General features: G+C 53.7%; 12 protein-coding genes. 1 reads left to right on the top strand and 11 read right to left on the bottom strand.

Annotated elements, in window-relative coordinates; translation table 11 throughout:
• Nucleotides 1-76 precede the first annotated feature (76 nt).
• The gene (locus tag I8J29_RS09220; protein ID WP_208847323.1) at nt 77-922 is read left to right on the top strand and encodes an MBL fold metallo-hydrolase; all 846 of its coding nucleotides are present in this window, start codon (nt 77-79) and stop codon (nt 920-922) included.
• Here the strand turns inward: I8J29_RS09220 and I8J29_RS09225 are convergent.
• The 11 genes from I8J29_RS09225 to I8J29_RS09275 all read right to left on the bottom strand — a co-directional run bounded on the left by I8J29_RS09225 (nt 916) and on the right by I8J29_RS09275 (nt 12,675).
• Nucleotides 916-1,395: a DinB family protein gene (locus tag I8J29_RS09225; RefSeq protein ID WP_208847324.1), complete on the bottom strand. Its 480-nt coding sequence runs from the start codon at nt 1,393-1,395 to the stop codon at nt 916-918. The genes I8J29_RS09220 and I8J29_RS09225 overlap by 7 nt on opposite strands.
• 302 nt (nt 1,396-1,697) lie before the next feature.
• Entirely contained in the window at nt 1,698-2,825 is a 1,128-nt protein-coding gene (locus I8J29_RS09230) for an alpha/beta fold hydrolase (protein WP_208847325.1), read from the bottom strand.
• Between the two features lie 371 nt (nt 2,826-3,196).
• Nucleotides 3,197-4,570: an ABC transporter substrate-binding protein gene (locus I8J29_RS09235; protein ID WP_208847326.1), complete on the bottom strand. Its 1,374-nt coding sequence runs from the start codon at nt 4,568-4,570 to the stop codon at nt 3,197-3,199.
• A gap of 161 nt (nt 4,571-4,731) precedes the next feature.
• Entirely contained in the window at nt 4,732-5,595 is an 864-nt protein-coding gene (locus tag I8J29_RS09240; RefSeq protein ID WP_208847327.1) for a carbohydrate ABC transporter permease, read from the bottom strand.
• Between the two features lie 12 nt (nt 5,596-5,607).
• Nucleotides 5,608-6,504: a carbohydrate ABC transporter permease gene (locus I8J29_RS09245; protein ID WP_256253123.1), complete on the bottom strand. Its 897-nt coding sequence runs from the start codon at nt 6,502-6,504 to the stop codon at nt 5,608-5,610.
• A gap of 11 nt (nt 6,505-6,515) precedes the next feature.
• Nucleotides 6,516-7,796, bottom strand: a complete 1,281-nt coding sequence (locus I8J29_RS09250) for a glycoside hydrolase family 125 protein (RefSeq protein WP_208847328.1) — start codon at nt 7,794-7,796, stop codon at nt 6,516-6,518.
• Nucleotides 7,797-8,085: 289 nt separating this feature from the next.
• Nucleotides 8,086-9,204 (bottom strand): GntR family transcriptional regulator, encoded by a 1,119-nt coding sequence (locus I8J29_RS09255; protein ID WP_208847329.1) that lies wholly within the window; start codon nt 9,202-9,204, stop codon nt 8,086-8,088.
• A 140-nt stretch (nt 9,205-9,344) separates the two neighbouring features.
• Nucleotides 9,345-9,527 (bottom strand): hypothetical protein, encoded by a 183-nt coding sequence (locus I8J29_RS09260; protein ID WP_208847330.1) that lies wholly within the window; start codon nt 9,525-9,527, stop codon nt 9,345-9,347.
• 97 nt (nt 9,528-9,624) lie between these two features.
• Nucleotides 9,625-10,197: a TetR/AcrR family transcriptional regulator gene (locus I8J29_RS09265; protein WP_208847331.1), complete on the bottom strand. Its 573-nt coding sequence runs from the start codon at nt 10,195-10,197 to the stop codon at nt 9,625-9,627.
• A gap of 270 nt (nt 10,198-10,467) precedes the next feature.
• Nucleotides 10,468-11,952: an Lsa family ABC-F type ribosomal protection protein gene (locus I8J29_RS09270; protein ID WP_208847518.1), complete on the bottom strand. Its 1,485-nt coding sequence runs from the start codon at nt 11,950-11,952 to the stop codon at nt 10,468-10,470.
• A gap of 294 nt (nt 11,953-12,246) precedes the next feature.
• Nucleotides 12,247-12,675, bottom strand: coding sequence for an organic hydroperoxide resistance protein (locus I8J29_RS09275; protein ID WP_208847332.1), 429 nt, complete (start codon nt 12,673-12,675; stop codon nt 12,247-12,249).
• Nucleotides 12,676-12,987: the final 312 nt, after the last annotated feature.

The raw sequence follows: 12,987 nt of genomic DNA on the forward strand, positions 1-12,987 counted from the left end.
TGCGGCTCGCGCAAGGCGAATTAAAATAAAAGCGTGCTTCCGAAAGACAGATCTCGTGAAGGAGCTGAGCGAATTAATGGCCAAAGAATTCTCCGCGACCCAAGTCCGTGCGCCGTATACGCGGCCGATGACGGCCAAGGACTTCGAACCATCCGATACTACGTCCGTCTGGTGGCTCTCGGGCGCCGGGTTTCTTATCCAGTCCCACGGAACCTTGCTTATGATCGATCCCGTCATTTCCATGCAGGACGGCTCCGACGAGAATTGCGAACTGGGACATCGCTTGTTGGTCCCGCTGCCGATCGAAGCGGCAGACGTCCCGCGGTTAGATGCGATTCTCTACACGCATAGGGATGACGATCACTTGGGCCCGGTTACGGCTTCGGCTTTAATCCGGACCGGGGGATTGTACGCGGGGCCGGCTATCGTCGTGCAGGAATTGGAGCGGTTAGGGGTCCCTTCGAGTCAGGCACGGGCTTTCCGAATCGGCGAGAGCTTCCGTATCGGAGAGATTGAAATCACGCTGACGCGAGCCGATCATGCCTATCCAAGCCAGAATCCCTACGGTCCCGAGGACTGCTGCGGCTTCTTCATCCGCACCCCGGACGGGACGATATGGTGCACGGGTGACACCCGGCTGCTGGCCGAGCATATGCAAATGAGCGGGGTCGACGTCCTGCTGCTCGATGTATCGGACGATCCCTATCATTTCGGCGTCGAGAATGCCGTCAACCTCGCGAATCGCCTTGAGCAGGCGGCTATCATCCCGCACCACTACGGAACCTATCACGGGCCTGAGATGCTGCCGTTCAACGGCGATCCGAATAGACTCGCTCCGCATATTACCCGTTCGGAGAACCGGTATCGCATCTTGGCTCCCGGGGAGCGGTACGTGCTGAAAAAAACGAATGACGTTCAATGATGCCGCAATTGTTTTTTGAGCAGCATGATTTGACCGATATGATACGCGTTATGCAGGCATAAATTAGATACGACGCCCCACCAAGGCGCGTTGAAATAAGAAGCGATCCCGGTCGTGAGTTTCGATTCCCCGCTCTCCTCGAGCGCCGTATCCCAACGCCTGAATACGCGATCCAATCTTTGCAGGGTACGCGTCCATTCGGCATCGTTCATGGTGTTGGGATCCACATAAAACGTATCGTCGTTGTTCATTGAACTTGTCGGTTCAAATTGTTCGCTCTCGAATCTCTCCAGCCATCGCTCATTCCAAAAGATAAGATGATTCACGATTGCCCAGATGGATGAATTGCCGGCATCCTCCCTTGCCGCTTGCTCCGCATTCAGGTCAATCAGGATTTCGCGAAGCGGAATAAACCAGCTTTTATCGTGATAACAAGCGTTGATTTGATCCATGAGCATCGATTTAAAATTCACCCCGGCACCTCGCTTCCCGCCATTTTATATAGGCTCCAATACGTGAGTTGTACTCCATCTGTATTCGCCTTAGGGGTGAATTTCCCTTCATCGCACGATCGCCGCCATTCAGATTCAGACCGCTGAGAGCGCTAACGGAATAGCTGACTCGTGTTGCGAACGCACAAACACCTTCAAGCCGTCCACCGGTTCATTCGACCTGGTGATTTCGCTTGAAGGTGTTTTTTATTTGTGGACGGGTGCGGTATGAAGAACCTTACCGTCAGCGGCGTAACGCCGCCGCTCGCGATTGGGGGGACGATTTACCCGAGAAACGCTTTGAACAGCTTAATGGCGGCCTGCGGGTTCTCCTCCATAATCCAATGTCCGGTTTTCTCCAGCTTCACCGTCTTGGAATTCGGCGCATGCTCGGTTAAGAACTGCTCCAGCATGCCGTAACCGGATACGCCGGCGATGCCGAGCGCGGGCACGGACAGCGGCTTGTACGTTTTAAACGTTTCGATATCTTCCCTAAACGTCTTGTACCATTCGTTCCCGGCGCGAAGCGCGTCGGGCTGGGAATAGGCCGCGAGGTAAACCTCGCGCTCCTTCTTGCTGAGCGCATCCTTGGTGTAGCCCATATAATCGTAGATCCAGTTATAAACGAGATTCAACTGGTTGCCCTGCAGCATCTGCTCCGACAAGCCCGGGATGGTATTGACGGCAAACCACCAGTAGAACTTCGCGCGTTCGGGGTTGCTTTCGTCATACACGCCCGGCGGCGGCAAAATCGGGATTTTCAGAAAGTTCTCGTTCGGATGAGAAGCGTCCATCAGCACGACTTTCTTCGTGGCTTGCGGGTAATTGGCCGCATAGGCGTACGCGATCGTCGCGCCGATGTCATGCCCGGCGATGTTGATGCGCTTGTATCCGAGCAATTTGGCCAATTCATGAATGTCCGTCGCCATCGTCTTCTTGTCATAGCCCGATTGCGGCTTGTCCGAGCTGCCCATGCCGCGGTATTCCACGACATAAACGTGATAGCTCTTGGCCAGCTCCGGCATCAGGTTGCGGAAGGAATACCAAGTAACGGGCCAGCCCGGAAGCAGGAACAGCGGCTCGCCCTTCCCGCCCTCGACGTAGTGAAGCTTGACGCCGTTCGCTTCCTTATAGCCGTTCTTGAAGCCCGGAAGCTCTTTGACCAGCTCCTCGTCGGAGTACGCTTTAGCCGGCATTGGTTTGTCGGCCGCTGACTTGTCGGGCGTTGGCTTGTCGGGCGTTGGCTTGCCTGCAGTGGTTAACGCCACGGTTTTGGGCTGGATTTCGGCGCCGCGCTCCCCGTTTTGCTGATCGCCGGTTTGCGAGCAGGCGGAAAGCAAAAGCAGCATCATGGACGCGAACAGCAATATTGCCGCGTACTTGGCCGGCCGTCTCGATTGGTTTCCAAACATCGCATTCCCTCCTAATAAGGCTTCGTCTCGTGCTTGCACCTTGATCTTACCAAGGATGACGGAATGCCAAATCTGTGAAAGGTCATGAATACGCACCAATAAAAGCATCGCCTTCGGTCATTGCGCATGACCATTTTCATGCGCAATGCCAAAAGTAATGCTTCCGTGCTCCGATCGAACGGCGAAGGCGCCATTGGCACGCAGGACCGTTTCTCAGCGCGGATAGTTTCGGGTTCTGGCGGAGCGTTTCGCCGGCAGCTTCTTTATAGTAACCCTAGATCATGCGAATGCTTCGTACAGCGAAAAAAAGCCTCCGGCAGCACCGCAAACGTTTGCGGTTTCGCCGGAGGCTTTGACTAAGATGATTTCGCTTAAGGAGCGGCAATGACAGCGTTAATATTTTTCTCGAGCTTCTTCAGGTTGTCGACCGGCTGCTTGCCGTCGATGACCGCCTTAAACGTGCTATCGATGAACTTTTGCGCCTTTGCGGACCACGGCTCCATGAAGCGAACCGGCGTCTTCGTCTCGGCTTTAAGCATGTAATCGAGCGTTTCCGCCATTTCCGGATGGCCGGCTTCCTTCAGCTTGTTGTAGTATGGCTGCGCGGACGGCTGGTACGTCGGCGGTGCGACCGGGAATTTCGGCAGCACTTCCTCATACATTTCCGTCGCCACGAATTTAATCAGCTTATAGACGGCTTCCGGATGCTTGATCTTCGCCGGGCTTGCGAAGCCGATGGCATCGTAGGTCGCGACGGGCTTGTCCACGATCGGGCTCGGCACATAGCCCCATTCCAGATCCTTGGCATTGCGGATGAAATCGTCCGCGTACCATTGACCCGCCTGCAGCAGCGGCACTTTGCCTTCTTTGAACAAGTTCGCGTAGTTGTCCGTGTTTTGGCTGAACGGCGCAATGCTGCCGTCGGCAACGCCGTCGCGGTACAGGTTGACGGCTTCTTCGAATTTAGGGCTCACGGTCACCGTCTTGGCATCGGTAATGGAGTCCGCGAAAGGCGTGTCGCCGGCGGAAGCCGCGTAATTGGACAAGCCGAACGGATCGTTCATCTGCTGGAGATAGAGACCGAAGTTCTGTCCCTTTTTCGCGAGCTTCTTCGCATCGTCCAGCATGTCGGCATACGTCCAGCCGACCTTCGGCTCCGCTACGCCGGCATCCTGAAGCAGCTTCTTATTGTAGAACACGCCGTACGTGTTCATCAGGCCGGGGATTCCGTACAGCTTGCCGTTGACCAGCCAGTTCGGGATGATGCCGGGATAGAAGCTGTCAAAAAACGTCTTATCGCTATCCATCATGGATGACCAGTCGTACAGCTGTCCGTTCTTGCCGGAGATCAGTTCGGTGTCGTTGCCGCTCATAAATACATCCGGCGCCTTATCGATCGCAATGAGGGAATTAATCTTCGTCGTGTAATCCGTCAACGGCGTCGGCAGCACTTCGACCTTGATCCCGGGGTTCTCGGATTCGAAGGACTTAAGCGCTTCTTGAATAGCCGCGGTCATTTCCTTGCCTTCCCATGTCATCATGGTCAACTTGACTTCCTCGCCGCCATTGGCCGCGCCTGCGTTCGAACCGTCGTTCGCTCCCGTGCTTCCGCCCGCCGTATTTCCCGATCCGGCGTTCGTTCCGCCGTTGCCGCCGTTGTTGTCGCTGCTGCCGCACCCTGCCAAGACGCCGGCCGCGCATACGACCGTCAGCAGCATTGCCGACCATTTCATGACCTGTTTCATGTTCTCGATGACCTCCTTGAATGTGCAAGTCGTTTTTGTCCACCAAGCGCCTTCACGTTCTGTCTATTGAAAGCGTATACGTTTCTCTCCGTTCGGGCCTATTGCGGCGCCGCCCCTCCCAGACTCGACTCCCCCTTCACCTCCTCCGTTTGATAAACCGGTTATTTCAAGCCCGAATTGTTGAGCGAGCCAAGGCCCTGCATGAAGTATTTCTGAGCGGCAAAAAACAGGATGAGCAAGGGCAGCATGTAGAGCAAATTGACGGCCATGAAGTGATTCCATGTCGTGCCGTAGGAACCGCTGAAGGAAGCCACCGCGACGGATAACGGCCATTTCTTCTGATCCTGGAGGTACACAAGCGGCTGCAAATATTCATTCCAAGACCCTTGAAAGCTGAGGATGATCATGGTCACGACAAGCGGGATGCTCGCCGGTACGATAACCCGCGTCATGATTTGAAAATGGTTCGCCCCGTCGATCTTCGCGGCCTCGTCGTACGAATAAGGGATCGCGCTGTAAAATTGGCGGCAAAGGAAGATGAAGAACGGATTGCCGAAGAACGCCGGAATCAGGATCGGCCACCAGGTATTGAAGAGTCCGATTTTGGCAAATACATAAAAGACCGGAATGAGGCTGACGATCGAAGGCAGCATCATGCTCCCGATAAAGAAGTAAAACCAAAGCTTCCGACCCGGAAACGGAATCCGGGCGATGCCGTAACCGATAAACAGCGAACTGATGACCTGGCCGATGGTGACGGTAACGGAAATCGCGAGACTGTTTAGGAATACGCGGCCAAAATCGATTTCCTTGGCGCCATTGACGAAGTTGTTGAAGTGGAATTCATGCGGAAACCATTCAGGCGGTACCTTGAACATTCCGCCGCTGCCTTCCAGCGCAATGGTGATCATCCATAGGACGGGATAGATCATCGAGACCGACAAGATAAGAAGAAACGCAAACCGAATGATCTGCCCGACTCTTCTCGTGCCTGGGCTGCCCGCGGCCAAATTCGCTCCGCTCATGCTGCTCCCTCCTTATTTCGATTCGTTTTCATAATAAACAAAGCTGCTGGAGGACTTGAAGGCGATGATCGTGAACAGGATGATGAGCACGAACAGCACCCACACTTGCGCGATCGCGTAGCCGAAATCTTGTCCCTGGAACGCGTTTTTGTAAATACTGAAGTTCAGCAGCATCGTGGAGAAATCCGGACCGCCGTCTTTCGTCAGGATGGCTGGCTGCACGAAGGTTTGAAACGAACCGATCATGCCCGTAATGAGCTGCAGGAACAAGGTCGGCGTGATTAACGGAATCGTAACATTGAAGAAGATGCGGAACTTGCTCGCCCCGTCGATCTCGGCCGCCTCGTAGACGTCCGTCGGTACCGACTGCAGCCCCCCGAGGAAAATGATCATGTTCGAGCCGACTCCCCACAGGGCAAGCACGACGAGCGACAACAGGGCCGTATGCGAATCGGTCAGCCATTCGACCGGTTTTAGGCCGAGCGCCTTAAGGACATTGTTCGCAAGCCCGAACTGCGGCTCGTAGACGAACAGCCATAGCGTCGAGGTCGCGACGATCGGCAGCACGACCGGGAGGTAGAACAGCGTGCGGAAAATCTTGATGCCGGGCAAATTCCGGTTCAGCAGCATCGCAAGCCCCAAGCCGAGCGCGAGGCCAAGCGGCACGCTGATGAGCGCGTACAGGATCGTCGCTTTCAGCCCGGGCCAGAAGGTCGGATCCATCGTGAACATGTACTTGTAATTCTGCAGCCCGACGTAAGTCGGCGTATCGAATCCGCTCCACTTGGTCATCGAGAAATAAATCGACGAGAGCAGCGGGTAGGCGACGAAGAACAGGAACCCGAGAATGCCGGGAAGGATGAACAGATACCCTATAAAGCCGTCCCTTTGCCAGATCGAACGTTTCACGCCAGCACCTCCTAATCGATGTTCTGTTCGTTCACCCAATCGGCAAGGAATTGGCCGAATAGGCTATTTGCCCAAGCGAACCATGGGCGCGTATACGTCTCCGGCCGATCAGGGTCGAAGCTCTCATGCATGTAATCGGTGCCCGCCGTCGTCCGGGCCAGCATGTCCACGATGTCGCGCTTCTCGGCCGCATCGGTCGAAGTAAGGCCTTGCACGATCAGCCCGATAGGCCAGACATACCCGAGCGGCGTATGGGGACTGCCGACGCCTCGCGCGAATCGCCCTTCGGCATAATAGGGATTGTCCTTGCTCAGGATGAAGGCGCGCGTCCGCTTGTAGGTTTCGTCGTCCGCCGGGCGGTAGCCTAAATACGGGATGGATAGCAGGCTCGGCACGTTAGCATCGTCCATCAGGTTGTAATTGCCGAAGCCGTCGGTTTCATAAGCATACATGCGTCCATAGCGCGGGTGATCGACAACGCCATAGGTCTCGATGCCGAATTCGACGTCCTTCTTCAACCGCAGCGCGTCCGCCGCAAGCGTCTCGTCGCCGTACGCCGTAATCGCGAACTCGGCGATATGGCCCAGCACGACGGCGGCAAACATATTCGCGGGAATCAGGTAGCCGAATTTGCACGCGTCGTCGCTCGGACGGAACGCGGACCAGATCATTCCGGTGAAATTAACTTTCGTGCCGCGTCCACCGAACGGCAGCGTATCCGACGGTAGCAAGATGTCTTCCCGTTCGAACCGGTACGCCGATAGCTCCTCATGACGCTGCTCGGTCGACATCGTGTCGACGATCCGCCTTAACATCCAATGGAACGCCGGCGTGAAGACGGTGACGTCGCCTGTTGCATCGAAATAGTCTTTACATAGCTGAACGGGGTAGCACAACGAGTCGAGCTCGTATTTGCGCTCCCAAATCCACGGCCCCATCTTGGTGGCATCGCTTTGATGCCCGTTCCCATTCGCTTCGCGATTGAAAGCGTTTGCGTAAGGGTCAATCGCTAGGTAAGCCGCCTGCCGTTCAATCGTTCCTCTGAACATGGCGGCGAGTTCATCGTCTTTCCCGGCCAATCGCGCATAGGGGCGGATTTGCGCCGACGAATCGCGGAGCCACATCGCCGGAATATCCCCCGTGATGATGAACGTCGTATCGTCATGTAATCGTTCGACTGTCGTGTCGAGGGTATTCGGATAGCACTGCTTAAACGTTTGAACCATTTCGGGACGCACCCGAGCCAATTTCGAGGCCGTTTCTTCGATATAGGCGGCCAAAGACGAATTCATGCCGTGTCCTCCTTAGGTGTGCTTGGCAGCCGCTCGGGGTTATGAAACCGAGTTGCATTTGCCGTTCCTTTACTCGTCTAGGAAGTTAACTCTTAACGAAGTATATTATACCAATATAAAGTATGTCAACATTACTTTTATGCCTATATGCCAATTTATTTAAATACTCCATATGGCATATCGTTCTCTTCGATGGTGCGAATCGTTCGTAACACGCGCATAAAAAAAGCGGGTTCCGCGTTTTATCGCAGACCCGCTTACCGTTTGCGTATTCGAATGGCATAAACCATTATACCGCGAGCGTATAGTCGATAATCGTTTGCCGCGGCAGCAATTCCCCCTGCCACAATCTGCTCAGCAGCTCCACGGCCCGTGCGCCCATCACTTCTTCGTTCTGGCGAATATGCGGGAATTGCGGTCCGTCAAAGTCGTCGCTCAGATAGTCGAAGCAGGCAATCTCGTAATCCTCCGGTACCCGTTTTCCCATTCGTTCGATCTCCCGTTTCAATACCCGCGCCAAATTATATTCGCAGGCTACGAACGCCTTCGTCCCCGGATGCGCGGACATGTACGCGCGAAGCTGCTGCTGGTCGACCTGGATATTATCGCTTTCGAATGATTTCGGCAGCGAGCTGAACAAGTTCGTCACGAAGTGATCGGGATTCAATCCGATTCCGCGCTTAATGAAGGCGTTGGAGAACCCCTTCAACCGGTCCTCCAGCGTCGTCGTGTTTTCGGCAGGCGTGGACAACAGCGCAACCTCGCGGTGTCCCTTATCGATTAGATAGTCAGTCAACTCTTCGCATGCTTTCTCATTGTCCGTATGGACGGAGCAGGCCGGGATTCCTCGCATGTAGCGATCTACGAGGACGACGGGGAAGTCATCGATGACGGCCCGCAATAGTTCCGTACTGTAATGCTCGCCATGGACCGGAAACACGATCAGCCCGTCCACGCCTGCGTGAATAAGCGACTGAATCGCCTTTTCTTCCGCCTCCTGCTTGTCGTACGTCAGCTTGATCAGCATATGGCAGCCGAGTTCGGAAGCCTTCTCCTCGATGGCTCGAAACAGTCGAATGCCGTAAGATTCCGAGATGTCCGGCAGCAAGACGCCGATGACCCTCGTTTGCCGGACCGGAGCCGGATTGTCCGCTTCGGGAATAGCCTGCTTTGACTGCGAGTCAGGCCTCGACATCGCGCTTACGAAGGAGCCCTTCCCGCGCATGCGCGTGATCAACCCGTCGTTAGCCAGACCCTCGAGCGCCTTCTTGGTCGTGATTCGGCTCACGTTAAACCGCTCGGCAAGCTCCATTTCCGATGGGACGCGCTCTCCCTCTTTCAGCCTTCCGGACGTTATCTGGTCGTGCACGTAGCCGTAGATCTGTTCGTATAATGGCAGTTGCGACATACCCTGGTTCCCTCCGGGTTTAAATGATATACCAACAGTACCATTTATACCATAATCCCGCAAGCTTAAACGTTATAACGCAGGGTACGGCCGCGAACCTGCGTTTTTACAGGATGAGGCTGATCTTGGCGCTACGAATGTCAATCGGGGACTCCCCGGGCTAAGAGCAATTGATTAATCTCGTTCCAGTTGTAGAGGTTTACTTTTTGGCTTTGCTTCTTTGCGGCTTGTATCATTGCGATTGCAATGTTTTTGCCCTCTATCCCTTTGTAACGATTCATTTTCCCCGCAAACAAGGGATCGATGATCCGCCATACGGCCATGACCGCCTTTTCCGCCGGTCGAAATTCGATTCGGTACCTTTCCGAAATAATAATGACTATGTTCTCACTCATTTATAAATGGAAAAAATAGCACGCCTTATTTGCGTGCAATGGCGCCCCACAACGCCTGCCAACCCAAAGCTTTGTACTGGTCAAGCTTGATTGCGTCATCAAGGGCAGTCTGGAGAACCATATCGGCGAGCGCATTAATCAGGCCGCTCAAAAAAGGGAGGGGCTGCTCTCGGAGAACGCCGGTCTTGAAGCCTTCTTCAATCACGTCATGCAGATTGTCGAACAACGCCTCGCCGACATCCTTATTCGAATCGGTGATTCGCTCCGAAACGCCGAGCTGCCGCAGCGCCTTCCGCTTGTTCGGGTAGGTTGCTCCCCAATCGATAAAACCCGTCCAGAGAGATCTGATTTTTCCCTGAATATCCGCATGAATCGGATAATCTTTCATCAAAAATCCCATCAAATCCGATTTTAACGCCAAAAAAAGCTGATTAAGCAAGTCGTCCTTGGTCGGAAAGTAGACGAATAACGTCCCCTCCGCAACCCCCGCTTTCTTGGCGATCTTAATCGTCGACGCGGCAGCTCCGGACGTTGCCACCTCTTCCGTTGCGGCAGTTAATAATGCCTTTCGTTTCTCTTCGCTAAGGGGACGGGCCATAAGATAACCTCTTTTCAATTCGATGAGTGAGAACATACTCAATATAAACGAAGGTTTTGATCTTGTCAAATTGCTCTGGCTATAAGGAATCGTGCTGCCGGTCCATCATTCATTGCGCTGGACTGGACCGCGAAGTCGGTGCAACCTGCTTCGTGGCAGTCCAGCGGCTATTGGGTTGCGCGAACCGTCTCTCTCCTCTGCGAGCGGTTCGCCCTGTCATCTACGATCTCATCCAACATCTTATCCATTCCTTTCGCGCGCGAGTATGGCTCAGTCCTTCAACTCGACCGTTTTTGTCGCGATCTTCCCGGTGAATTCAATGTCATGTTCCACGAAAATCAGGGTAGGCTGATGTTCAAGCAGCACTTCCTCGATCTGCATCCGGGAGATCACGTCTATGAAGTTCAGCGGTTCATCCCACACATGCAGATGGGCCTCTTCGCATAGGCTTTTGGCGATCAAGACCTTCTTCTTCTGGCCTCCGCTGAACAAAGACATGTCTTTCTCGAACTGCAGGCGGGAGAAATCGAGCTTGCGCAAAATCGCCTTAAACAGGCTTTCATCGATTCCCTGGTCCCGGGCATAGCCGGACAAGTCCCCCCTTAAATGCGACGTATCCTGGGAGACATAGGAGATTCGCAGCCCGCTGCCTTTATGGAAAGCGCCGGTGTACGGAATAGGTTCGCCAAGAATCAGCTTAAGCAGGCTCGATTTTCCCGATCCGTTCGGGCCGGTCAAGGCAATCCGCTCACCCTGGTTAATGGCGAAGCTGACGTCCCGGCACACCGTTTTGCCGTCATAACGTATGGCCACATGGTCCAGCTCAACCAGCTGGGACTTGGGATACGCCAGCTGCGATATTTGCAGGCTCTCTGAAGTTTCGATGTTCTTGAGCAGCTTGGATTTCTCCTCGATCGCGGATTGCTGCCGCTGCTCGATCGACTTCGAGCGTTTCATCATTTTGGCGGCTTTGTGCCCGATATACCCTTTGTCTACCTTGGATCCGGAATTACGCGTTCCGTTCTTGCTTTTCTCCACCTCATGCGACCATTGGCCGGTTCTTTTGGAGGCGTCGGACAGCCGTTTGATGTCTTTGACGAGTTTTTCGTTTTCGTTCAGCTCGAACTGATCCTGCAGGTGTTTGTTTGCCCACCAGCTGGAGAACGTTCCCTTTTGAATGTCGATATTGGTTTTATTGATCGACAGAATATGGTCCACGCAATGGTCGAGGAACGCCCGGTCGTGCGACACCAGAATAAACCCTTTCTTCCCGTTTAAATAGTGGCTGACCAGCTCTCTGGCGTGCACGTCCAAGTGGTTGGTCGGCTCGTCGATCAGCAGGAAGTGATTTTCCTTCAGAAACAAGGCGGCTAGCTGCACCTTCGTTTGCTCTCCGTTTGATAACGTGTTATATGGCCGGTACAGCGCGTCTTCGGCTACTTTGAGCAAGGATAGCTCGCGCTCCAGCCGCCAAAGCTCATAATCCGGGTAAATGTCGCTTACGACCTCCATGGTCAGCTGTTCCGGATCCTTGACGGGGAAAGGGAAGTAATCGAAGCTGACCGGGGTTGAGATGGTTCCGCTGAATTCCAATTGACCGAGGAGCAGCTTCATAAACGTCGTTTTGCCGCGCCCGTTTCGGCCCGTGAACCCCAGTTTCCAATCGGTGTCGATCTGGAAGCTGACCTTCTCGAAAATGTTGTCATAGCTGCCTTCATACGCAAAGGTCAGGTTGGATACTTGAATCGTTGACATGGTTTTCCCTCCTGTCGCTGAAACTAAAATGAGCTGCAAGAAAGTTACCTTTCTCGCAGCTCAAAAATATACGTCAGGACAGCCCTCGCGGAGGGCTGAAGGAGGTATATGAAAGAGTGAAAGAATAAGTAACTTTCCCGCGGCGATAACGAACAAAACAACGCAAAAATCAGCTTTGTTTTATCCCTTAAGACCGGCAAGAAATATTACATTATTCAATCACTCCAATCGTTAAATTTGGTGTCATCATAACACATGGTCCAAGGCGTTTCAATAGCCGTTTAAGGAGAAGCCTTACCCAACGACGTTCGAGATGACCTCGATATTGCCGCGCGTCGCTCGCGCGTAAGGACATACGTTGTGCGCTTCGTCGACGATTTCTTGAGCGACGCTGCGATCGACGCCTTTAATCGTGACATCGAACGCCACGGCCAGCACGTAGCCGTCGTTCGCATCCTTGCCGAGCGTTACGTTCGAAACAATGGAAACCCCTTCGGATTTGATCTTTTTCATTCGCATGATCGTACCCATTGCGCCTTCAAAGCAAGCCGCGAATCCTGCCGCGAACAATTGCTCGGGATTCGTGCCTTCGCCGTTGCCGCCTAATTCCTTCGGATACCGCAAATCCACGTTCAGGTTGTCATCGGTGGACACCGCTTTGCCTTCTCTTCCGCCTTGAACGTTTACCGTGGCTGTATACAGTTTCTTTTCGATTTTATCCATTTTTGCATGCACTCCTCTTCGTCATCGCTAATCCGATTGCGGACATAGCTTTAAGGTTTTCCTTCGCGTTGATTCCTATACTTGGGAAGCGGAATAACTTACTGCGGGGTTACCAGCAGCAATCCAGGTCATATCCGTACTCCTCTACCCATTTCCCATAAGTCTCCACCATTTCTTTCAATCGCGTGTACGAATTCGTCAATCGATCCGTCAAAAAACTGCGCAGCATTGGCACCATATCCCTTCTACACAAGATGGTTGCGGAATTAAACGCCATGAATGAGCTCTTCACGCACGGAACGATGGGTTCCG

Source organism: Paenibacillus artemisiicola (genome assembly GCF_017652985.1).
Lineage (GTDB): Bacteria > Bacillota > Bacilli > Paenibacillales > Paenibacillaceae > Paenibacillus_Z > Paenibacillus_Z artemisiicola.

Coding starts and splice junctions, on each gene's coding strand:
- I8J29_RS09220 (WP_208847323.1), top strand. CDS start 77: ATGGCCAAAGAATTCTCCGCGACCCAAGTCCGTGCGCCGTATACGCGG.
- I8J29_RS09235 (WP_208847326.1), bottom strand. CDS start 4,570: ATGAAACAGGTCATGAAATGGTCGGCAATGCTGCTGACGGTCGTATGC.
- I8J29_RS09250 (WP_208847328.1), bottom strand. CDS start 7,796: ATGAATTCGTCTTTGGCCGCCTATATCGAAGAAACGGCCTCGAAATTG.
- I8J29_RS09230 (WP_208847325.1), bottom strand. CDS start 2,825: ATGTTTGGAAACCAATCGAGACGGCCGGCCAAGTACGCGGCAATATTG.
- I8J29_RS09255 (WP_208847329.1), bottom strand. CDS start 9,204: ATGTCGCAACTGCCATTATACGAACAGATCTACGGCTACGTGCACGAC.
- I8J29_RS09275 (WP_208847332.1), bottom strand. CDS start 12,675: ATGGATAAAATCGAAAAGAAACTGTATACAGCCACGGTAAACGTTCAA.
- I8J29_RS09270 (WP_208847518.1), bottom strand. CDS start 11,952: ATGTCAACGATTCAAGTATCCAACCTGACCTTTGCGTATGAAGGCAGC.
- I8J29_RS09260 (WP_208847330.1), bottom strand. CDS start 9,527: ATGGCCGTATGGCGGATCATCGATCCCTTGTTTGCGGGGAAAATGAAT.
- I8J29_RS09240 (WP_208847327.1), bottom strand. CDS start 5,595: ATGAGCGGAGCGAATTTGGCCGCGGGCAGCCCAGGCACGAGAAGAGTC.
- I8J29_RS09265 (WP_208847331.1), bottom strand. CDS start 10,197: ATGGCCCGTCCCCTTAGCGAAGAGAAACGAAAGGCATTATTAACTGCC.